The following is a 19,226-nucleotide window of genomic DNA, read 5'->3' on the forward strand; positions in this document are numbered from 1 at the left end:
CCCTCCCATCCCGCGGGTGCCGAGACGCCCGCTTTTCCCAACTACAGGCCTCCCGCTACGACCGAAAACTGAAACTTCTCGGCAATGGGCGACCGTCCTGGCACTGCCACATTGACCGTTACTAGCCAAGTTCCGCCCATGCCGAACATCACCGTGCTTTCATAGAGTCCGTCTTTGGTATGGTGCGCCGTCACCTTGGAATCAGTCATGCCTGGCATCGGCATGGTATAGACGAACAAGACTTGCGCAGTGGTCACCGGCTGGCCGGTCTGATCTGTGACCTTGAGCCTGAGGAGAACCTCACCGACCTTGGGTGTTTCGGGAAGGGTTGTGAAGGTCAGAACATATCCTGCTACCTTGCGAGCTTCGGAGGTGGCTTTGGCTGAGTCCGAAGCCATGCCAGACATTCCGCTCATCCCTTTCATGCCCTCCATCCCTTTCAAGCCTTGCATGCCTTCTATCCCTTCCATTTTGCCTTCATGGGCACCGCGCATTTGCCAGTCAGCCATGCCAATTTGGCCCATCATGGCCTGCATACTCCCGGCCGAGGCCAGCTTGCTCTCGGCGTCCAACAAGAAATTGGCCGAGGTCACAACACGATCTCCTTCTTTGAGACCTTCGAGAACTTCCACGCGATCCTGGCTCTGTCGGCCAAGCTTGATCGGATAGGGCTGATAGATCCCTTGGTCTCGATCGAGAAACACCAGTTGCCGGAGGCCGGTATCCAGCACTGCCTCCTTCGGCACGACCAACGTCTTGACCGCAGCCGTCTGCAAGATCACGTTCCCATACATGCCTGGCTTCAGCTTCAGTTCAGGATTCGGAAATTCCGACCGTACCCGCACGGTGCGGGCTTCGGTATTCAGGGTCGGATAGACATAGGCGACCTTGCCGTGGAACGCCTCTCCCGGATAGGCGGCAAAGGTAACCGTTGCCGGCTGACCGACCTTTGTGGCCGCCACTTCTGATTCATAAATATCGGCGTAGATCCAGACCGTGGAGAGATCTGCGACCTCATATAGTGTCGTGCCCGGCTCCACATATTTCCCCGGCAAGGCCTCCCGTTTCATCACGATCCCGGAGGAAGGAGCGTACACCGTGAGCACCGGCTCTGCTTTGCCACGACGCTCCAGCGCGGCGATTTGTGCATCGGTCACATCCCAGAGGCGAAGCCGTTCTCGTGCGCTCACGACGAGGGCGGCGGCATTCTCCTTTGCGTCGGCCAGCAGACTGGCAGCCAATTGAGCCTGCGTCCTGACTGCCAACAGGTATTCCTCCTGGGTTGTAAGGAGATCTGGCGAGTAGATGGTAAAGAGCGGTTCGCCCTTGCGCACCGGCCGGCCGATCGAATCAACAAAGACCTTGCGGATCCATCCTGAAATTTTGAGAGTGACTTGGGTAAACCTACGTTCATCGTAGTCGACCGTCCCGACCGTGCGAATCTCTTGCTCCAATGTCGCGTAGCTCACCGGAGCACTGCGGACGCCGATCAACTGTCTCGCCACAGCCGGAACAGCCACAGCCCCGGACGGAGCGTCGGACATGCCTGGCATCGGTTCCAAGTCTCTCGTGGGCTTTGCGCCTTCCATCGACATCCCCTTCATGGACATATCTTCCAACTCATGGCCCTTCATCTCCCCACTTCCCTTCATCCCCGACATATCGTTCATCGCCCGATGCGCGGCGAAGAACCCGGCGACGACTCCGACGAACAGGCCGGCTACTGCGACACCGACAACAAGACTTTTTCTGCCTATGGCATGACTCATGGCGGATTCCTCCCTATTAGCTGTTTTCGTTCAGGTCGGTTCCGATCACTTGTTCAAGTTCCGCGAGTCGGTTCTCCCGCTCGACAAGCGCCCGGTAATACTCCAGCTGAAATCCTCGCAAGGATCGCTGGGTGTCAATAAGATCCAAGAACCCTCCTTTTCCCGCGCGATACCCCACTCGCGCCGCTTCCAAGTGCTGCACGGCCTGCGGCAGGATCGTGGTGTGATACAACGTCGCCACCTGTTCACTCGCCCGGACCTTGGCCAGGAGGTCGTTGATCTGAAACCGGGTCAGGTTTTCTAAGGTATGTTGCTGCGCCCGCGCGGCCGAGACCGCTGCCGCGGCTTCCTGCACGCCTGCGTCATACTTCGGCTTGGTCCAAAACGCGAACGGGATGCTCATCGCCACGTAGGCGCCGAATCCGTTGTTGGCCTGATAGTTCTGGAAGCGCTGAAACGCCACGTTGAAGTCCGGGTAGTACTGACGCTGGGCCAGCTCGTGGGACTGCTCGTTCCGCAGCACCGTCAGTTCAGCGACTTTCAGCTCCGGCCTGTCGTTCAGCGCGAGGCGGTGCAGTTCCTCGATGGTCTTGTCGAACGGCTTCTGAGACGGCTCTGGAGCAATTCCCAAAGGTGATGCAGGATCCCGATCCAGGAGCGTATTCAGCAACGCTTCGGCGGTTTCGCGGCGCTGTTCCAGGACAGGAAGCTGCTGCTGGAGCAGGGATAGCTCGACGTGGGCCTTGAGGACATCGGCCTGCGATCCCTTTCCCGTGCGGAACTTCGCGTTCGCAATCTCTACGAATTGTCTGACCAGATCCACCTGTTCATGATGGATCTGAACCGCTTTTTGCGCGAGAAACAGTTCGTAGTAAGCCTGCTTCAGGCGGGCGACCAGTTCTCGTTCCTTTGCACGAACCACCTGCGCGGTCATGTCGGCTGAACGGCTTGCCACATCGCCTTTGAGCGCAAGTTTGCCAGGGAATGGGACATTCTGCGAAAAGCCGAAGATCGTGTTGCCCGTTTGCGTGACGTTGAAGGTCTGCGGGAAATTCCACAACTGAACTGACAGGATCGGATCGTCCAATGACCGAGCTGGCGTAATCCGATTCGTGGCAGCTTCCCATTGCTTGCGCGCCGCCACAAGTTCAGGATTTTTGGCCAAGGCTTCCGGGATCAAGTCTGGTAACACCAAGGACGGTTGCGCAGTGTGTTCGACGGCATGGGCGATATGGCGCGCATTTATCGCGAAGGTCATGCTCACAACTGTTATGGTCAGCAGCCAAAACCGAATTGATAGAGTCATGTGATGGCCCTCCCAAAAACTTTCCCGTCCACGATTGCCGCGGATCTCGGGCCCTGTCTTGCTCCAGAAGGAGCAGCTGAGTGAATCGCGGTCCGGCGTCGGGCCGGGAACGCGACGATGAGACAGTTGAAGGAAGAACCGAGGAGATCAGATACGAAGCACGGTGCTTGCGAGAGACTGATGCGGAGGAGAACTCGATTCGAGAGACTGAGATGGGTGGAAAATACTCTTGAACTGGTAGCTCACGGCTGGGAGTGCGACCGGAGCATGATCTGCCGACCAATGATGGTCCATGAGTAACGAAAAAGACTGAGAGGAGGACCCGACTCCTAGAGTTTTGAAGGCGTCGCACAACTGCCGAACCGGTTCCTCCACGGGAGTTGAACAGCCGTTTGCCATCGAGGCATCGGTGGTCCCCGATAGTGGCAGGAGACAGGCGTAGGCGTTGAAACTGAACGCCAGCAGAAACACCACGATCGTTGCGGCAAGAAATGATCGGGAGTGATAGGAACCTAATCGCATAGCGTCAGTCTATCCCTCGTCCAGGTCAAGCGTCAACGGTATCTCTAATACACAATCACTCGGTCAGCGGATGCGAACATCTCCACCATGTTGGTCAGCGAAACAGGGGTCACTGAAGAGGCAACTCGCGCAGGATCGATGTTGTAGAGGAGCATCATGGTCTGATTTCCGTAGATTTCAACGCCCAACTTGTTCTTGAGAACATCGAAGTACTCGCCATAGTTGTGCGGCACCTGCTCCAGCGGCACGCCCATCTGCTCCGACAGGCTTTGTCGTTCTCGCTCAGGCAGGCCAGCGCGATCCAGCGCAGTGGACTCGGAGCCGACGAGCTTCCTGAACCATCCGAATCCCTTGGTCACTGACGTGACGGCGCTCGCATCCACCAGAATCGTGACCTTGTGGCCCGCTTTCACCGCAGCCCAGGCCACATTCGGCACGGCACAAATTTGCGCATCATCCAGCCCGAGGGATGTCTTCATATGGATCAGTAAGTTGGCTGCGGAGGCTTCTCTTACCCCTAATCCAACGCTTACCATGAGTGCCATGAACATTCCGATGACGAAGAACATAATTCGGTGATTCATGATGCGCTCTCCTCACTCTTATGGCTCATAGATTGGTGGTCGCAGCAACCCGACGCGGCCGAAGCCGGCCTACTATCGAGGCATTCCTTGTAAGCAGCAAAGGCCTTCAGCGCCCACTCCTCTCCGGGGCAGCCCTGCATGGTCATGGCGACTTCGAGGAACTCGATCAGTTCCTCCTGCGTGATGCCTTTGTCGTACGCCATCTGCACGTACGCACGAATGCAGGGTTCGCAGCGGATCGCGATTGAAATCGCCATGGACGAGAGCAGTTTATACTTCGCTGGGACCGCCGCGTCTCGATAGGCTTCCTGGCGCATACGCAGCAGTCCGCCAGTGACTTTCGGACTCAACTTCCTGAGTTCGGCGAATAGTCCAGCTTCAACATTGGTTGTCTGATCCATGATGTTGTCTTCCTCCTCCCGCGCACCGCTCACCTCCTGCCCCTCGCCTACTTTTCGAGCACCCGCGCCTTGTATGCCGACAGCGGGCTACCAGCCCCTTCGATGGCCTTGACCAGCGCCTCCGTACCCACTTTGTTCGCATCGAACGTCACCGAGGCTCGCGTATCCGAATAATCGGAGAAAATGACCCACTTTGTTCCCACCCTGAACTCGACCGTGCTGACGCCCGGAACCTTGGCGAGCGCTTCCTTCACGTCCTTGACGCAAGCCCCGCACGTCATGCCGTCGATCTGCAAGGTCACCGTCCGAAGCCTCCGGTTCTCAGCCGCAAGACCATGGAACTCCGTCAGCGGAAGCGTCGCCACCCCAACAAGAAGACACGTCCGAATCACGTGCCACATGCCTGATCACCTTCCTCCAAGAGATAACTCAGAGCGAATAGTCGTGCCGGCCGCATCAGACCGATCCCTCACTGATCACCCGTCACCTCTCCCTCTCACAGAGCTAACCAATACGGTGCCAAGACCAACAGCAAGGCCAGGGCTGCTATCAGCCACAGCCACGTCCGGTTCGGCCCACTCGCTGATCGAGCAGCACTTCCGACCTCTGTCGCGCACGCGGCCGAGGGGTTCCGGTACGCGTAATAGAAACTCATGCCAAGTAAGAGCAAGGTCAGGCCGATAAACCACGGCCTGTAGGGCAACAAGGCTTTCAAGGTTCCGGCTGTGCCGGCCAGGAACCCTGTGGCCCCCACACCCACACCGAGTGCTGCGAACACCACCGGCCCGATGCAGCAGATCGAGGCGAAAACCGAGGCCACCAGCCCGCCAATCATCGTTGCCGTCCCGCCTTTCGTCATGTAAACAGCCTTCCGATCAGCGTCCATACCTGACTCACCACCGCGAACAGACAGAACCCCGATCATTCTTCATACGGACACATGGCCCTCACCTCGTTCACAACGCCGTCAATCGTCAGTATTGGCTTGCTCTCACTCATTCCCTGTACGACTTCTTCCTAACGCCTTGTCTTCACTGTCCAGGCTCGCCAGAATAGGGCATCGATTCGTCGGCCGTCTGGCCCGGCAGGTTCGGATCAAGTGTCGCAGCGCCGTCGCCAGCGCTTGCAGATCCCGCACTTTCGCCCCCACGTGTTTCAACTTGGCCTCGGCTTTTCGTTGAACATCACCACAGCGGGCTTTCGAGCTGACCTGAAGATCAAGCAGTTCCTTGATCTCATGGAGCGTGAAGCCCAACGCCTGCGCATTCTTGATGAACCGCAGCCGCCTTTGAGCTTCTCTGTTGTAGAGCCTGTAGCCGGATGGCAGCCGAGAGGTGGGGCCGAGTATGTGGCGTCGTTCGTAGTAGCGAATCGTTTCGATATTCACCGCAGCAGCTTTTGCGAATTGTCCAATTGTGAGTTCGGTCGGCATGTCCACCTCATCGATGACGATACACCCTGTACCATAGTACTGAGTCAAGAGGGCTGTGTGTCTTTCATCCTCTTCCAAGCCATAAGGATCTCTTTCACGGGTGACTTTCCTCGACTGCCTCCACGGTCCAGAGACTGGTAATGGTGTGACTGTAAGCTAGCTCACAGAAGCGAGAGGCTTTTCCCTGTATATGGACCTATACACGTATCTCGATAGACGTAGGATCGATATAAAAAGAACAGATCTTTCACGAAAAGTAGTGTCACAAGAGGAGACTATGCTGATCGATGACATCACCCAGAAAGTCAGTGACCGGTATGCGCGGGCTGCCGCGACAGGCGAGCAGATGTGTTGTCCGACGAGTTACGACCTCCCAGAATTGAAGTCGTTTATTCCGGACGAGGTACTCAAGATTTCCTATGGGTGCGGCACGCCAGCCGGTTTAAAGACCGTCCGTTCCGGCGAGACGGTCCTCGATATTGGTTCCGGTGGAGGAATCGACTGCTTCGAAGCCTCACGCCTGGTCGGACCATCCGGGCATGTGATTGGCATCGATATGACGGACACGATGTTGGAGATCGCGCGCCGCAATGCGCCGATCGTAGCAGTCAATCTGGGCTATGCCTCCACGAATGTGGAGTTTCGAAAAGGGATGGCGGACGCGATGCCGGTGGACGACAACGTGATCGATCTCATCATTTCCAATTGCGTCATTAATCTGGCACCGGATAAGCACAAGGTCTTCCGTGAGATGTTCCGTGTCACGAATCCAGGGGGACGTTTTACGATTTCCGATATCGTGTCGGACCAGCAGGCCCCGCAATACCTGATTCATGATGCAGAGAAATGGGGTGATTGTCTCTCAGGTGCGTTGACGCTCGCGAACTATATTGCCGGTATGGTGGAAGCCGGGTTTCTCGGTATCCATCTCGTCTCATTCTCTCCCTGGCAGGTCATCGACGGCATTCACTTTTTCTCCGTAACGCTGACCGGCTATAAACTCGCGGCGCAACCCACGGACCCGACCGCTTGTTACGCGACACTTCGGGGCCCCTTCAGCCGCGTGGTGGATGAATGTGGCATCAGCTACCCACGAGGGGTCTCACAGCCAATCGGGCCCGAGACGGCGCTGCTGCTGAGTCAGCCTCCGTTCGTCCCATATTTTGTGCTCTCCCATGAACCAATCTCGTTCGAACGATCCGATGCGCGCTGGTGGGCGGTGTTGCCCGCACAAGCCCCTTGCATGTGGAAAGGGGACTTCGCGCTATTCGCAGGACCGTTTCTCGAAGTGGCCGATGACGATCATCACGTCTATCGACGGGGAGCACCGCTGGAGGTGTGCTCCAAGACCCTCACGGTGTTGACAACCGAGGGGTACGCTCCGCATTTCGCGATCATCAATCGCGCTGGCCAACGTGTGAATGGCGGCGAGGTCACCTGTGCGCCCAATGGAGGCTGCTGCTGATGAAGTCCGACTCCACCGGAATTATGCTCACCGTGGACCAATGCGCCCTGACGCTCAAGGCCCTGGCGGACCACACGCGGTTGCGCATCCTGGAGTCGTTACTGGTTGAGGAGAAATGCGTGATGGACCTTGTGCGGTACTTACACTGTCCACAACCGCAGATCTCCCATCATCTCCGGATTCTCCGAGATGCCAGATTAGTTGAAGGAATTCGGGAGGGCCAGCAGGTGTGTTATCGCATTGCGCCACGGGTTCAACACGTGCTGGCCAATCGGCAAGGACGGGCGCTCAACTTCGGATGTTGCGAGCTGCGATTCCCGGACCCGGTGTTGAGCCATGGTAAGCATAGGACGCACCTCCTGACGTGATGGTGGATTTTCGAGGTGCTTCTCGCGTGCTCACGGAGACACACATGCCACTGACTTTACTCGGACGACAGAATCCTCTGGCCTCCTCCAATGAACAGCTCAAGGTGCTTATGAGCACAGGTGGTTGTCCTCCGTTCGAACGGCGTCTCGAGCAGGCCAGCCTCTTTCCGCTCCATGCCACGGGGATCACCATCCTTCAGATCAACGTCGGCAAACTCTGCAACCAAACCTGCGGACATTGTCACGTGGATGCGGGGCCGGATCGTACTGAAATCATGTCGGACGAGATAGCCGATCTCTGTCTCGCGGCGTTGGCGAGGACAGACATTCCCACCATCGATATCACGGGCGGGGCACCGGAGCTCAACCCGAACTTTCGCCGCCTGGTCAAAGGGGCCCGTGCGCTCGGCCGTCATGTGATGGATCGATGCAACCTGTCCGTGTTGCTGCTTCCCTCCCAAGCGGATCTGGCTGAGTTTCTGGCCGCCCACCATGTTGAAATCATTGCCTCGCTTCCGGCCTATCTTGCCAGTCAAACTGATGCGCAGCGGGGGAAGGGAATCTTTGAGAAATCCATCGAGGCCCTCACGCGTTTGAACAGACTCGGGTACGGGCGACCGGAGAGCGGCCTCGCCCTGAACCTTGTGTACAATCCGGTCGGCGCGTTTCTCCCCCCAAAGCAAGAGGCGATCGAAGCTCAATTTCGGAAAGAGCTCCGGAGGCGGTATGGTATCGAGTTTACCCGTCTCTATACCATCACCAACATGCCGATCAGCCGTTTTCTAGAGTTCCTGACCGAGAGTGGTAATTACGACGCCTATATGGAACGGCTGGTCACTGCCTTCAATCCTACCGCTGCGGCAGGCGTCATGTGCCGATCGATGATTTCCGTGGGGTGGGACGGCATCCTGTACGATTGCGACTTCAATCAGATGCTCACGCTGCCGGTCAAGGAAGAGATGCCGCGCCATATTCGCGACTTTGATCCGACCCGCCTCGGCACACGCAGGATTGTGATGGGCAATCACTGCTACGGGTGCACAGCCGGCGCTGGCTCGTCCTGCGGAGGAGCGGTCGCGTGATTCATTCCGCATCTCTATTACATGGAGATATCTACATGCTGACATGGTTATGCTCGATCGTCCCCAAGAAGTCCCTGTTCCTGGCCGCATACTCGATCGCTGGCCTTCTGTCTCTCCCGGCATCAGCCGCCGATCAACTGACCGGAAAGCTCATCATCACCGGATCGAGTACCATAGCTCCGGTCATTTCCGAGATTGGGAAACGGTTTGAATCGGTACACCCCGGCACGCGGGTAGACGTGCAAACCGGTGGCTCCTCACGCGGCATCGCGGATGCTCGCCAAGGACTCGCTGATATTGGAATGGTCTCGCGTGCACTGAAGGAGGACGAGGGAGACCTCCATGCATTTATGATTGCCCGTGATGGTATCGGGATCATTGTTCATAAGGAGAACCCGGTCCAGATTCTCACCGACGAGCAAATCATCGCGATCTATACGGGCAAGATCACCAATTGGACGGTGATAGGAGGGAAAGACGCGGCCATCACCGTCGTGAACAAAGCGGAGGGCCGATCTACACTTGAATTATTCTTGCATCACTTCAAGATCAAGAATGTGGACGTGAGGGCTCAGGTCGTGATCGGTGACAACGAACAGGGAGTTAAAACCGTCGCGGGCAATCGAAATGCCATCGGGTATGTCTCCATCGGCACGGCCGAATACGATGAATCTCAAGGCGTACCCATTAAACTCCTTCCGATCGGAGGAGTTGCTGCTTCCACCGAAAATGTGCGGAACGGAACCTTTCCCCTTGCCCGTCCTCTGCACATCATCACCCGGACTCCCCCTGTTGGATTGGCCAAGGCCTTTATCGGCTATGCACAGTCCAAAGCCGCGCATGACATCATCAAGGAGCAATACTTTGTCCCATTGGTCGACTGACGGTCTCCTGTGCTGGCTCTTGCGCGGCATTGCCACAATCGCCGGCGTGATCGTTGTGCTCATCGTGGCCTTCCTGATCGTGGAAGCGTTTCCCGTCCTCCATCACGTAGGTCTGCGACGATTCTTTACCGATCCTTCCTGGCATCCAGCCCAGGGCTTGTACAACCTCACGCCGATGCTGTGGGGTACCCTGTTCGCCATGGCTGGGGCGGTGATGGTCGCCACCCCACTGGGCATTCTCTCTGCCGTATTCTGCCACTACTATGCGCCGCCAGCCGTTGCCCGACCCTATCGGCGCCTGATCGAGTTGCTCGCAGGCATTCCATCTGTGGTCTATGGTTTGTGGGGACTCGTGGTGCTGGTCCCGCTGATTGGGGAGATACACCCCCCTGGACCCAGCCTATTGGCGGGTATCGTAATCCTCGCGATTATGATTCTTCCCACCATCGCCTTGATGGCAGACGCGAGTCTGGCTAACGTGCCGCCACATTACTTGCGTGGCGCGGCAGCATTAGGTCTGCCACGATGGGCAACGGTCCAAGGAATTGTGTTCCCTGCAGCGAAATCAGGATTGTTCACCGGAGTCATCCTTGAGACTGGTCGGGCCATCGGCGAGACGATGGCGATTCTGATGGTCTGTGGGAACGTGGTCCAGACTCCTTCCAGCTTCTTCGACCCTATCCGGACACTGACCGCCAATATTGCCTTAGAAATGGCCTATGCGCTCGGTGACCATCGTTCCGCGTTATTCGTCAGTGGGCTGGTCTTGATGGCCATGGTTGTGGCGCTTGCCGTCTCGGCGGAATGGATCAGTCGCGGGAGAATTTATGGCTGAGACTCTGAGCCAACCACAGAATTCCCGTGAATGGCTTGCATTCGTTCTCGTCTGGGGAGCGGCAGCGCTCGTGACCGCCACATTGTGCTGGCTGCTGGGGGACATCGTTCGGCATGGACTGAGCCACGTCTCCTGGACGTTTCTGACTGCCCCCCCGGAGAACGCTGGGCGCCGAGGCGGGATCGGCCCTATCCTGGTTTCGACATCCTTGATTCTGGGAGTCTGTCTCGCTGTATCCCTCCCCATTGGTATCGGCACCGCCGTCCTCCTCGCCGAATTTACATCGGACCAAAGCCTGTTCGGGCGGATGACCCGCCGTAGCCTCGACGTCCTGGCTGGTGTGCCGTCGATCGTCTTCGGCCTGTTCGGCAACGCGTTCTTTTGCAAGACGCTGGGGCTCGGCTTTTCGATCCTCTCCGGCGGGCTGACTCTGGCCTGCATGGTGTTGCCGATCTTGATCCGATCAACGGAGGAAGGGTTTCGCGCCGTGCCGACTAGTTACCGGATTTCCGCCGCGGCACTAGGACTGTCGCGCACCACAACCCTTGTTCACCTCTTGCTACCGGCAGCGGTACCCGGTCTCTTGGTTGGTCTGGTCCTTGGAGTCGGCCGTGCGATTGCCGAGACGGCTGCACTCATCTTCACAAGTGGCTATGTGGATCGGATGCCGGAGTCGCTGCTCGATTCCGGTCGCGCGCTGTCTATCCACATCTTCGATCTCTCCATGAATGTGTCCGGCGGAGACGCGAATGCCTATGCCTCAGCGCTGGTCTTAATTATCATGTTACTCGCCATCAACGGTACCGCCTCCTGGCTGGCAACATACGGGCTCCACCGAAAGGTCGTGACAGTATGATGCCGGTCGAACCCATTACAGGGTCGCGCCCCCGACATCCGCTCGAAGATCGACCTGCTTGCTGTGAGCCTCAACCCTTCGTTGCAATAGATCGGCTCAGCTTGCACTACGGCAACAAGCCGGTGTTTGAGGACGTGACGTTGGCGATCAACAAGGGATGCATCACGGCTCTCGTGGGACCGTCAGGATGCGGGAAGACTAGCTTCCTCACATGTTTGAACCGCCTGACCGATCTGATCGCCGGGTGTCGTGTAGCGGGACGTATCACCATTGATACCTTCGATGTGTTGGCATCGGAGACCGATGTCATCCGACTTCGTCGTCGCGTCGGCATGATCTTCCAGAAACCAAATCCCTTTCCCTTATCGATTCGGAAAAACCTCGAATTCTCTTTGCGCGAGCATGGGCTACGGAATCGAGAGCAGATGGCGCGGACGATTGAGAGCACGCTCCACGATGTCGGATTATGGGACGAAGTCAAGGATCGCCTGGACTCGCCGGCCTTGGCCTTGTCCGGCGGCCAACAACAACGCCTCTGTATTGCCAGAGCACTGGCCCTTTCACCGGAAGTGCTGCTCATGGATGAGCCGTGTAGCGCACTCGATCCGCTCTCCAGCGGCGTGGTCGAAGATTTGATTGTGAGTCTGCGGGGACGCTATACCATCCTGATCGTCACCCACAACCTGGCGCAGGCTCGACGCATCGCGGACTATGCCGCGCTCTTCTGGGTTCAAAACGGAACGGGACGGTTGATCGAGACGGGAACCGCCAAGCAGATATTTGAAGAACCCCGTGATCCACTGACTGCGGCCTATGTCAGTGGAATGAGAGGATAGCCGCAGGCTGCTTCTTCGATCAAGCTCTATCGAGTAGAGGGCGGCATGGGTAGCCTATCTGGGCGGCCTTCGGCAGAAGTCACGGGAGGATATCGATTACGTGGAGGCCTGCGTTGTATGAAAGCAACTAACAGAGCAAAATCCCTCGAGACGGTCGTCGCCTTCAAATCTCTTCAGATTCAGATAGTGGAGGACAGCAAGCGCTCGAAGACTGCTCAATTAACGTTCGATCGGGAGCCGGATAGTTCTCGTAAAGCACGGACTATGATTGTGAGAGAGAAATCTTTAGAAGCTTTCGATCCGGCCTCCCATGATTTTTCAACGATGGCGCACGTTGTCATGCTTCCCGTATTAGTTGCGGCACGCGAAGACTTGTCTGAAACGGAGGGAGGGAGTTCGGTTCAAATGGATTCTGGTTCAGGTTTCGATCAAGGTGGCATCACCACTCCAGTCAGTTCGGAGGAAGATTCGAATGGTCCCCATTCGGAACGGTCTCGATATGTCTATGGCTCCCTGATTCTTGATAGATCCCGGCATGAAGTGGTAGTACAGGGTCGGGAAATCGTATTGACCAGAAAAGAATTTGATCTACTTGAGTGTCTGCTCAAGTATCCAGGACATGTGCGACCCCGAGAAGTTCTGCTGAACGCCGTATGGGGGTACGACTACTACGGAACGACCAGGACAATAGACGTCCATATACGCCGACTCAAGCAAAAGATTCCCATGCTGAATCGAGCGATCGTGAGTGTGAGAGGTCTGGGATATAAGCTTACAGACAGAGCCATCAATGTTGGTACAGACCCATGGTGCTGTGCCTGCGGCGATCTGAAAGATTGAAAGGCATAGGAGAGTGCTTGAACTGAACACGATCAGCTTGTCCTAGGAACTACGTCAATCAGGGCGGGAGAAGTGTGATTCATATGAGTGGCCCGGTCTGGCCAGGAACTGTGGGAGTTGCGCGGGATCGCCGATTATCGGATCACCATTCTGTGGGGAACGATCTGGACGACCATCGGCGCTGGGCTTTCGGGATGGGTCGCCACCGCGATGGTGAAGACCTTCAGACAAGGACTCCTGGCGCCAGACACTCCTTCATCGCCCATCCTTGCAGCCGGCGTGCTGGCTGGCGCAGTCCTGTGGGAGCTGGTTGCTTCAAGGAACGGTTTGCCTGTTTCCACCGCCCATGCACTAACCGGCGCGATCGTCGGGGTAGGCCTCCTTACATTTGAGGCTGAGGGTCTAATGACGCGGGAGTTCCCCACCTGGGAGGGTGGGGGTGTGAGCGGGGAGCCGTCTGTTGGTCGCACGGTTTAGACGACTGACTGGTCACAGGCGCTAAGTCATCACTCGTTCAGCATGTGCCGGCTGATGGCTACAGACTTGCCTCAAGAAAGACTGCCTCTGACGGGTAGGTGTTCGGCCTGTTCAGACCGTCACGGTTAGGCTTTGGAAAGCACCCAATTTCAATCCATCGGGAAGGACAGTATCGAGTTTTCAACAGAGGCATCGAGATGTGAGACTGCCCGAGGTATTGAACTGTTCTTTCTGTGGAGAAAAGCGATCAACTGTCAGTTCACATCGCGAGCCATTTGGCATAGGCCCGGACATCAATCATCGGAACGGTTGCGCTACTCTGAAGCCGTGCAATGAGCTCCAGCAGGAACGCGGTTGCAGGTTTCCCCTGGGGCGTGATGGTGTAACACCCAGCCCTGTCCAAACCAAATATCCCATGCGCCGCCACACAGCCTAGATCCAAACGGCGATCCCCTTGGCTTCGCTCCAATGCGTCGGTCAGTGGCTTCCCAAGGGCCGGGCTCCAGTTGCTCTCAAAGGTCAACAGTCCGCCCAGAATATGCGGCAAGGGTTTCGGTGGATAGACCCCGCCGGCGTGAGGAATTGGCAGGCTGGTTCGGTGGAGTTTGCGCACGCTTTCAACCTTAATCTGAGCATACTCCACCTCGCCCGCGTTGATGGCCTGCTTCGCTTCGAACACGCCATAGACGCTTTCTGCAGGGACAACGATCTGACCTTCGTAGTCAAAGATAAATGGCGAGTACTGCCGGTCAAAGATCACGATGTCCATCTGCTGACTGAAAACCCCCTCGCTGTCGACGACGTGAGACTTCTTGGCCTGATAGCGCTGGGGGAGATATTTTTGTAGCAGCTCAAGCCACACGTGCTCGCTGGCATCACCCTTGGTCGTCGAGTGCCCGAACGACTCCCGGGCGCGCGCGAGGCGATGTTCGATGTCGTCGTGGAGATTCGCCAATAGTTTCGCAAGGGACCAGGTGTTCATTCATCCACCCGTTATGAGAGGGGAAAATATTCCCCGAGAATCTCACGCCAGATACGTAGACTCTCGCCCTGGCGGCCGCTTTCCTCTGCTCGTCGCGCAATCGTAGCCTTGCGTTGCGCCTCCTGCAGCGCTTTCCTCGCGGCGGCACTAAGGGTTGGTGTCATCTGGTCAGACACAGGAGGGCCCAGACCGGCTGGATCCGGCCACGGTCGACCGATGTTGGCCTCTAGCGCAGCAAAGAGGTTGCGGATCTCGTCGGGATAGTTTGAGAATGGCGCTTCCACGAGCTCCAGGGCCATGACCTCAATGAGGAACGAAGGCTTAATCGGCTTACCACTCGTTCGGTTCCAGCCTTTTGCCATCTTCACGAGCGGCACCCAGCGCCCGCTTAGTTCCTTGTTCTTGGCCGTCGATCGTTCCTGGTGCACTTCTGGATTTGTCTTAATCCAAGTCCCCGTGATCTTGTCAGGGATTTCGTACTCGTCTTTACCGGACTGAAATGCAGGGACCGAGTCGATGCTCAGCACCTTACCGTCATGTTCCTCGGGATAGTAGCTCTTCGCGAATTCCACCGTAACTGAGCGTCGCCCGATCTCCACCTGCCCCGGTTCGACGTACTTCTGCTTCAGGCACTTCTCAAACGCCTGCAGCGTGTCAATCGGAGGCTTTTCACGCCGCCAAAGTTCCGCTGGACCGAGGACAAACAGCACGTCCACGTCTTTCAGCGGTTTGGTCTTGGTATGGCGGCTGTACGAACCGGAGAGAAAATCTTGTGTCAGGTCAAACGATGACCGAATGCAGTTCCGCACATCCTGTTGCCGGTTTGCGGCATCGTTTTTCTCGGTCTCACTCAGCTCGAGGCGTTGCCGGAATTTGTCGAAAGCCTGCGTGGTAGTCAACATGGCTCCCTATCTCCAGTACGTGACGCCTGCAGTCATATGACCTGTGGCGATCACCGTGCCGGCTTGTCGTGCCGAAAGATGGCTCGTTGACAGGAAAGCGCAATCACAAAGGCCGTCCACCCAGGGTGCCCTATCGCTTGTGCAAAGCACAATACGATAGACGCAGTCGTTCGTAGGTCGACTGGCCTTCGCGATGAGTTGCCGGAGATAGTTCTTGTCGAGCCACATATCGTCGTTAATCCCTGAGCCAGAGTAGCCAACAGGAAATTCCCAACGTGCGGCGACTGCCGTCGCGCCTGGCCTATAAAATTCGACAACGACGTTCGTCAGATGCCCGCTGCGCAGCCACGTCCGGATACCACGTTCGATCGTCTCCCAATCCTGCATCAGCTTTTCAGGGCTGAGGCCATTCTCGCGGATCACCTCGCGGAGCGTGTTACGAAGGTTGTCGCTGAGAAAGACGATGCTGTGGGTCTGCGTATAGGTCGTGGTCTGTGCATACGCGACGGTCATATTATCCTTTCAGGTGCCAATCAACGACGATGGGACTGCTCGCTTTACTAGTTACACTGAATTCTTCGGTCTCGGCCCACTCTTCTTCAGCCACGTCGAACACCCGTATGCGAGGCGACGTCTTCGCCAGTGACGCTGTGACCCATGCCATGTCCTCGCGGGCGCAGGGGACGTGCATGGTCCAATCCCCGGCGGTTGGGTTCCAGCCTAAAGAATCCACCGCACTTCCTTCCTCGATCGCCGCCATGCCATACCGGCAATAGATACGAAGCTGCGGGCCAACTCCCTCGAGCACAATGGGACGAGCCGCCGGATGCTCGTCGGTGATGAGCGAGCCCATGACTCCGCTAACGGCCTTAAGCTGCTGGATGTCGCGCGAATCCACACCAGTAACGAGACCAATAATCTGCTGCCATGTCTCGGTCGCGGAACGGTGAGGGATGGAACTGATGTCGCGCCGTACTCTCATTGGCTTATTCCCTTCTGGACTTTCAGGGCCTGCCGGAACGAGGATTCAATCTGCGAGACCGTGAGCCGGTTGGGGTCTTTGGCGGTCTCAAGATCGGAGGCCATTGCGGCGAAAATCCCCTTGCGGATGCGTCGGCCATCAAGGCCATCAGCTGCTTTCGCCAAACGGTCTGCCTGCCCTTCGAGAGCCTTCACATTTCTCCACACACTGCCGACCGACCTCAGCGTATCGGCGATGATCTCTGAACGGGCGATCGCGTTTGGAAGACCGATCTCCTCCACATGGTCGGCGCGAGACAGCACCGCGGCGTCGAGCGCGTCCGGAAAATTTGTCGTTGCGATGAGCAGGATGTTACGGTGGTCGCGTGTGAGCCGGTCCATGCCAGCTAAGGCCGCATCTGTGGCCCGGTGGACATCGATGGGATTGGCCTCAAGGCTGAGGCGATGGCGGGAAACGGCGAGGGTCTCCACCTCGTCCAGCAACACAATCGCAACGCCATCCATCCCCAGCTCGGGAATCGTCTGTTCGAACAGCTTGGCGACAGCCTGTTGACTGCGACCGAGGGCTGAGCTGGTCAGAGCGTGCGGATCAATCTCAGCAAATGTGGTCTTGGTTCCTGGAAGGCGCTCGGCGATCTGATTGGCCAGCCCTCGACCTAGCGTCGTTTTGCCTGTCCCGGGTGCGCCGGTCAGGAGGATCAGGCCGTGGATCGGGGCCTCGGCGAACGGGAGTTGCTGGCGCACCGTGAGTGCAAGGAGGGCCTGCGCGAGCAGGCGTTCGCGGACGCCTGCCTCCAGTTTGATCGATGTCCAGGCTGGAGAGAAGTCTTTATGAGGCAGCTGACACTGACGCGCCACGCCTACAGGATTGCTCATGTGGTGCGCTCACTCATAGCGTAAGAATGCCCAGCTTGAATCCACTTGCATTGCTTATGGTGGCAGTTTACAATACATACGGATTATATGCAAGTGTAAACTGGGAGGTAAGATGATCGGAGACCGCATCAGAGTCGCCAGGAGAAAAGCTGGCCTCTCGCTCCGTGCCCTCTCTTCTGCGATGGGGGAGAAGGTCACGGCGCAGGCCATCGGCAAGTACGAGCGGGGCGAGGACATCCCAAGCTCTGGAGTTCTGCTCGCGCTTGCCGTAGCTCTCAAAGTGTCTGTGGCCTATCTGCTCGACACGCAGGGTATCCAACTAACCGGCGTCGAGTTTAGGAAGAAGGCTGACACCACTGTACGCGATAGGGCACATGTGGAGACGGAAGTGCTCGAATGGATCGAGCGCTACTTGCAGGTAGAATCCATCCTGGAACTCGATAGTACGCATTGGCAAACCCCCATCTCGCCCCCTCAAAAGCTCAGGAGAGTGGAGGACGCAGAGCAGTTGGCCCGCGACGTGCGCAACGCCTGGAAGCTCGGTCTCGACCCGATTCCCAACATGACGGAGTTGCTTGAGGAGAAGGGCCTCAAGGTGCTGGTGGTCCCGCTTTCGAAACGCATCTCCGGGTTCACCTGTCTAGTGGGACGGGCTGACTGTGAGCGGAAACTGCCCGTCATCGTGGTGAACAGTTACTTTCCGCTCGAACGCAGACGCCTGACGCTGGCGCATGAACTGGCGCATCGACTCATCGACCCTGAGAGCCTGTCGGATAAGGAGGAGGAAAAGGCTGGTACGATCTTCGCCGGTGCTCTCATGATGACGCGCGAACACCTCTTGCTTGAGGTCGGCAAACATCGCCATGCCCTAGGATACCGAGAACTGATTGATCTGAAGCGACTGTATCGCGTCAGTGGTGCCGCACTCCTCATGCGACTCTACCAACTGAACGTCATTAACGAGTCCACGCTGGTCTATGCGTTTCAGGGAATTGCGCGCGGGTGGCGAACGCACGAGCCGGAGGAGCTTGAGCTCGAATCCCAACGTGGGCAATGGGAGCGGCCTCGACGCTTTGAGCGCCTGTGCTACCGCTCCTTGGCGGAAGGATTGATTTCACTGACGAAGGCTGCCGAGTTATTGCGGCTTCCCGTCCCTGATGTGGAGGCGGGCCTGAAGGGGCCGCACGCGGATGAGGATCATCGTCAGTGACAGCAGTTGTTTGATCGACCTCAGGAAGGCCTCATTGCTCAATGCGTTCTTGAGCCTACCATACGAGATATGTATCCCTAATACACTGTTCGAGGAGGAGTTGCTCAAATTTACCGCCGCTCAGAAGGAAGCCCTGGTCCAGGGTGGGTTAAAAGTGATCGATATACCAGGTCCAGGTGTGCTGCGCGCGCAGGAAGTCATTCGCGCCAAGCCACGCCTCTCCATTCATGACGGGTTTGTCTTTGCACTGGCCGAGAGTCACCAGGAATCCATCTTGGTAACCGGTGACGGCGGTCTCAAGGCACTCGCTATACGACACGGCATTGAAGTTCACGGCCTGCTCTGGGTTGTGGATCAAATTCATATCCATGGGTTTCAAAACGCAACAGCACTGGCGACCACATTGCGCGTACTTGCGGACGATACTTCTGTAAGACTTCCGCGTCGCGAGTTGTTGGCGGCGATCCGGCGCTATGAGAGCAAGGGATAAGAGTTGCTGCAAAAATGAGATTCCTCCCCTCAATTGAGCTGACCCCCAATCCTTGGAAGAGTCAGATTCGACAGGGTAGCTTGCTGCTGTCTGGTTTGCCATTCCTAATCCGGCGAGCGGTTCCCATG

24 protein-coding genes are annotated in these 19,226 nt (G+C 57.1%); 11 read left to right on the top strand and 13 right to left on the bottom strand.

What is annotated here, in order from left to right; translation table 11 throughout:
- Nucleotides 1–41 precede the first annotated feature (41 nt).
- The 8 genes from H8K04_20245 to H8K04_20280 form a co-directional block, all read right to left on the bottom strand.
- The gene (locus H8K04_20245) at nucleotides 42–1,769 is read right to left on the bottom strand and encodes an efflux RND transporter periplasmic adaptor subunit (GenBank protein ID UVT18258.1); all 1,728 of its coding nucleotides are present in this window, start codon (nucleotides 1,767–1,769) and stop codon (nucleotides 42–44) included.
- A 16-nt stretch (nucleotides 1,770–1,785) separates the two neighbouring features.
- On the bottom strand, nucleotides 1,786–3,075 hold the full coding sequence (locus H8K04_20250; protein ID UVT18259.1) for a TolC family protein: 1,290 nt from the start codon (nucleotides 3,073–3,075) through the stop codon (nucleotides 1,786–1,788).
- 147 nt (nucleotides 3,076–3,222) lie between these two features.
- Nucleotides 3,223–3,597, bottom strand: a complete 375-nt coding sequence (locus tag H8K04_20255; protein UVT18260.1) for a hypothetical protein — start codon at nucleotides 3,595–3,597, stop codon at nucleotides 3,223–3,225.
- 44 nt (nucleotides 3,598–3,641) lie between these two features.
- Nucleotides 3,642–4,181: a hypothetical protein gene (locus H8K04_20260; protein UVT18261.1), complete on the bottom strand. Its 540-nt coding sequence runs from the start codon at nucleotides 4,179–4,181 to the stop codon at nucleotides 3,642–3,644.
- Nucleotides 4,178–4,582 carry a carboxymuconolactone decarboxylase family protein gene (locus H8K04_20265; GenBank protein UVT18262.1) on the bottom strand — a complete coding sequence of 135 codons (405 nt, stop codon included), beginning with the start codon at nucleotides 4,580–4,582 and terminating at the stop codon, nucleotides 4,178–4,180. The genes H8K04_20260 and H8K04_20265 overlap by 4 nt, the downstream gene beginning before the upstream one ends.
- Before the next feature lie 47 nt (nucleotides 4,583–4,629).
- Nucleotides 4,630–4,983: a heavy-metal-associated domain-containing protein gene (locus H8K04_20270; GenBank protein ID UVT18263.1), complete on the bottom strand. Its 354-nt coding sequence runs from the start codon at nucleotides 4,981–4,983 to the stop codon at nucleotides 4,630–4,632.
- Between the two features lie 95 nt (nucleotides 4,984–5,078).
- A complete protein-coding gene (locus H8K04_20275) occupies nucleotides 5,079–5,468 on the bottom strand; it encodes a mercury transporter MerT (protein UVT18264.1) in 390 nt (129 codons plus the stop codon).
- Between the two features lie 105 nt (nucleotides 5,469–5,573).
- The gene (locus H8K04_20280; protein UVT18265.1) at nucleotides 5,574–6,014 is read right to left on the bottom strand and encodes a heavy metal-responsive transcriptional regulator; all 441 of its coding nucleotides are present in this window, start codon (nucleotides 6,012–6,014) and stop codon (nucleotides 5,574–5,576) included.
- Between the two features lie 277 nt (nucleotides 6,015–6,291).
- On the opposite strand from H8K04_20280, the gene H8K04_20285 reads away from it, so the two are divergent.
- The 9 genes from H8K04_20285 (at nucleotide 6,292) to H8K04_20325 (ending at nucleotide 13,657) form a co-directional block, all read left to right on the top strand.
- Nucleotides 6,292–7,479 carry a methyltransferase domain-containing protein gene (locus H8K04_20285; GenBank protein ID UVT18266.1) on the top strand — a complete coding sequence of 396 codons (1,188 nt, stop codon included), beginning with the start codon at nucleotides 6,292–6,294 and terminating at the stop codon, nucleotides 7,477–7,479.
- On the top strand, nucleotides 7,479–7,847 hold the full coding sequence (locus H8K04_20290) for a winged helix-turn-helix transcriptional regulator (protein ID UVT18267.1): 369 nt from the start codon (nucleotides 7,479–7,481) through the stop codon (nucleotides 7,845–7,847). The genes H8K04_20285 and H8K04_20290 overlap by 1 nt, the downstream gene beginning before the upstream one ends.
- 44 nt (nucleotides 7,848–7,891) lie before the next feature.
- Entirely contained in the window at nucleotides 7,892–8,929 is a 1,038-nt protein-coding gene (arsS, locus tag H8K04_20295) for an arsenosugar biosynthesis radical SAM protein ArsS (protein ID UVT18268.1), read from the top strand.
- Nucleotides 8,930–8,964: 35 nt separating this feature from the next.
- Complete coding sequence (locus tag H8K04_20300) at nucleotides 8,965–9,813, top strand: phosphate ABC transporter substrate-binding protein (protein ID UVT18269.1); 849 nt, start codon at nucleotides 8,965–8,967, stop codon at nucleotides 9,811–9,813.
- On the top strand, nucleotides 9,770–10,648 hold the full coding sequence (gene pstC / locus H8K04_20305) for a phosphate ABC transporter permease subunit PstC (GenBank protein UVT18270.1): 879 nt from the start codon (nucleotides 9,770–9,772) through the stop codon (nucleotides 10,646–10,648). Before H8K04_20300 ends, pstC begins: the two co-directional genes overlap by 44 nt.
- Entirely contained in the window at nucleotides 10,641–11,504 is an 864-nt protein-coding gene (gene pstA, locus H8K04_20310; GenBank protein UVT18271.1) for a phosphate ABC transporter permease PstA, read from the top strand. The genes pstC and pstA overlap by 8 nt, the downstream gene beginning before the upstream one ends.
- Nucleotides 11,504–12,340, top strand: coding sequence for a phosphate ABC transporter ATP-binding protein (locus H8K04_20315; GenBank protein UVT18312.1), 837 nt, complete (start codon nucleotides 11,504–11,506; stop codon nucleotides 12,338–12,340). Before pstA ends, H8K04_20315 begins: the two co-directional genes overlap by 1 nt.
- A 117-nt stretch (nucleotides 12,341–12,457) precedes the next feature.
- Nucleotides 12,458–13,180 (top strand): winged helix-turn-helix transcriptional regulator, encoded by a 723-nt coding sequence (locus tag H8K04_20320; protein UVT18272.1) that lies wholly within the window; start codon nucleotides 12,458–12,460, stop codon nucleotides 13,178–13,180.
- An 87-nt stretch (nucleotides 13,181–13,267) separates the two neighbouring features.
- The gene (locus H8K04_20325) at nucleotides 13,268–13,657 is read left to right on the top strand and encodes an inorganic phosphate transporter (protein ID UVT18273.1); all 390 of its coding nucleotides are present in this window, start codon (nucleotides 13,268–13,270) and stop codon (nucleotides 13,655–13,657) included.
- Between the two features lie 259 nt (nucleotides 13,658–13,916).
- On the opposite strand, the gene H8K04_20330 is transcribed toward H8K04_20325, so the two are convergent.
- Genes H8K04_20330 through H8K04_20350 form a run of 5 tightly spaced genes read right to left on the bottom strand, consistent with a single transcriptional unit; the run spans nucleotide 13,917 to nucleotide 17,398 of the window.
- Nucleotides 13,917–14,639, bottom strand: coding sequence for a hypothetical protein (locus tag H8K04_20330; protein ID UVT18274.1), 723 nt, complete (start codon nucleotides 14,637–14,639; stop codon nucleotides 13,917–13,919).
- Nucleotides 14,640–14,650: 11 nt separating this feature from the next.
- A complete protein-coding gene (locus H8K04_20335; protein UVT18275.1) occupies nucleotides 14,651–15,541 on the bottom strand; it encodes a nucleotidyltransferase in 891 nt (296 codons plus the stop codon).
- A gap of 6 nt (nucleotides 15,542–15,547) precedes the next feature.
- Nucleotides 15,548–16,054 (bottom strand): hypothetical protein, encoded by a 507-nt coding sequence (locus H8K04_20340; protein ID UVT18276.1) that lies wholly within the window; start codon nucleotides 16,052–16,054, stop codon nucleotides 15,548–15,550.
- Between the two features lies 1 nt (nucleotide 16,055).
- Nucleotides 16,056–16,523, bottom strand: coding sequence for a hypothetical protein (locus H8K04_20345; GenBank protein ID UVT18277.1), 468 nt, complete (start codon nucleotides 16,521–16,523; stop codon nucleotides 16,056–16,058).
- Nucleotides 16,520–17,398, bottom strand: coding sequence for an AAA family ATPase (locus H8K04_20350; GenBank protein UVT18278.1), 879 nt, complete (start codon nucleotides 17,396–17,398; stop codon nucleotides 16,520–16,522). The genes H8K04_20345 and H8K04_20350 overlap by 4 nt, the downstream gene beginning before the upstream one ends.
- 112 nt (nucleotides 17,399–17,510) lie before the next feature.
- On the opposite strand from H8K04_20350, the gene H8K04_20355 reads away from it, so the two are divergent.
- Both H8K04_20355 and H8K04_20360 read left to right on the top strand, forming a co-directional pair.
- Nucleotides 17,511–18,608, top strand: coding sequence for an ImmA/IrrE family metallo-endopeptidase (locus H8K04_20355; protein UVT18279.1), 1,098 nt, complete (start codon nucleotides 17,511–17,513; stop codon nucleotides 18,606–18,608).
- A complete protein-coding gene (locus H8K04_20360) occupies nucleotides 18,589–19,098 on the top strand; it encodes a hypothetical protein (GenBank protein ID UVT18280.1) in 510 nt (169 codons plus the stop codon). The genes H8K04_20355 and H8K04_20360 overlap by 20 nt, the downstream gene beginning before the upstream one ends.
- Nucleotides 19,099–19,226 lie beyond the last annotated feature (128 nt).

This window comes from Nitrospira sp. (assembly GCA_024760525.1).
In the GTDB taxonomy this organism is placed as follows: Bacteria; Nitrospirota; Nitrospiria; order Nitrospirales; family Nitrospiraceae; genus Nitrospira_D.

What these genes read in the sequence shown, in the direction of transcription:
- H8K04_20245 (UVT18258.1), bottom strand. Translation starts at nt 1,769, where the DNA reads ATGAGTCATGCCATAGGCAGAAAAAGTCTTGTTGTCGGTGTCGCAGTA.
- H8K04_20250 (UVT18259.1), bottom strand. Translation starts at nt 3,075, where the DNA reads ATGACTCTATCAATTCGGTTTTGGCTGCTGACCATAACAGTTGTGAGC.
- H8K04_20255 (UVT18260.1), bottom strand. Translation starts at nt 3,597, where the DNA reads ATGCGATTAGGTTCCTATCACTCCCGATCATTTCTTGCCGCAACGATC.
- H8K04_20260 (UVT18261.1), bottom strand. Translation starts at nt 4,181, where the DNA reads ATGAATCACCGAATTATGTTCTTCGTCATCGGAATGTTCATGGCACTC.
- H8K04_20265 (UVT18262.1), bottom strand. Translation starts at nt 4,582, where the DNA reads ATGGATCAGACAACCAATGTTGAAGCTGGACTATTCGCCGAACTCAGG.
- H8K04_20270 (UVT18263.1), bottom strand. Translation starts at nt 4,983, where the DNA reads ATGTGGCACGTGATTCGGACGTGTCTTCTTGTTGGGGTGGCGACGCTT.
- H8K04_20275 (UVT18264.1), bottom strand. Translation starts at nt 5,468, where the DNA reads ATGGACGCTGATCGGAAGGCTGTTTACATGACGAAAGGCGGGACGGCA.
- H8K04_20280 (UVT18265.1), bottom strand. Translation starts at nt 6,014, where the DNA reads ATGCCGACCGAACTCACAATTGGACAATTCGCAAAAGCTGCTGCGGTG.
- H8K04_20285 (UVT18266.1), top strand. Translation starts at nt 6,292, where the DNA reads ATGCTGATCGATGACATCACCCAGAAAGTCAGTGACCGGTATGCGCGG.
- H8K04_20290 (UVT18267.1), top strand. Translation starts at nt 7,479, where the DNA reads ATGAAGTCCGACTCCACCGGAATTATGCTCACCGTGGACCAATGCGCC.
- arsS (UVT18268.1), top strand. Translation starts at nt 7,892, where the DNA reads ATGCCACTGACTTTACTCGGACGACAGAATCCTCTGGCCTCCTCCAAT.
- H8K04_20300 (UVT18269.1), top strand. Translation starts at nt 8,965, where the DNA reads ATGCTGACATGGTTATGCTCGATCGTCCCCAAGAAGTCCCTGTTCCTG.
- pstC (UVT18270.1), top strand. Translation starts at nt 9,770, where the DNA reads ATGACATCATCAAGGAGCAATACTTTGTCCCATTGGTCGACTGACGGT.
- pstA (UVT18271.1), top strand. Translation starts at nt 10,641, where the DNA reads ATGGCTGAGACTCTGAGCCAACCACAGAATTCCCGTGAATGGCTTGCA.
- H8K04_20315 (UVT18312.1), top strand. Translation starts at nt 11,504, where the DNA reads ATGCCGGTCGAACCCATTACAGGGTCGCGCCCCCGACATCCGCTCGAA.
- H8K04_20320 (UVT18272.1), top strand. Translation starts at nt 12,458, where the DNA reads ATGAAAGCAACTAACAGAGCAAAATCCCTCGAGACGGTCGTCGCCTTC.
- H8K04_20330 (UVT18274.1), bottom strand. Translation starts at nt 14,639, where the DNA reads ATGAACACCTGGTCCCTTGCGAAACTATTGGCGAATCTCCACGACGAC.
- H8K04_20335 (UVT18275.1), bottom strand. Translation starts at nt 15,541, where the DNA reads ATGTTGACTACCACGCAGGCTTTCGACAAATTCCGGCAACGCCTCGAG.
- H8K04_20340 (UVT18276.1), bottom strand. Translation starts at nt 16,054, where the DNA reads ATGACCGTCGCGTATGCACAGACCACGACCTATACGCAGACCCACAGC.
- H8K04_20345 (UVT18277.1), bottom strand. Translation starts at nt 16,523, where the DNA reads ATGAGAGTACGGCGCGACATCAGTTCCATCCCTCACCGTTCCGCGACC.
- H8K04_20350 (UVT18278.1), bottom strand. Translation starts at nt 17,398, where the DNA reads ATGAGCAATCCTGTAGGCGTGGCGCGTCAGTGTCAGCTGCCTCATAAA.
- H8K04_20355 (UVT18279.1), top strand. Translation starts at nt 17,511, where the DNA reads ATGATCGGAGACCGCATCAGAGTCGCCAGGAGAAAAGCTGGCCTCTCG.
- H8K04_20360 (UVT18280.1), top strand. Translation starts at nt 18,589, where the DNA reads ATGAGGATCATCGTCAGTGACAGCAGTTGTTTGATCGACCTCAGGAAG.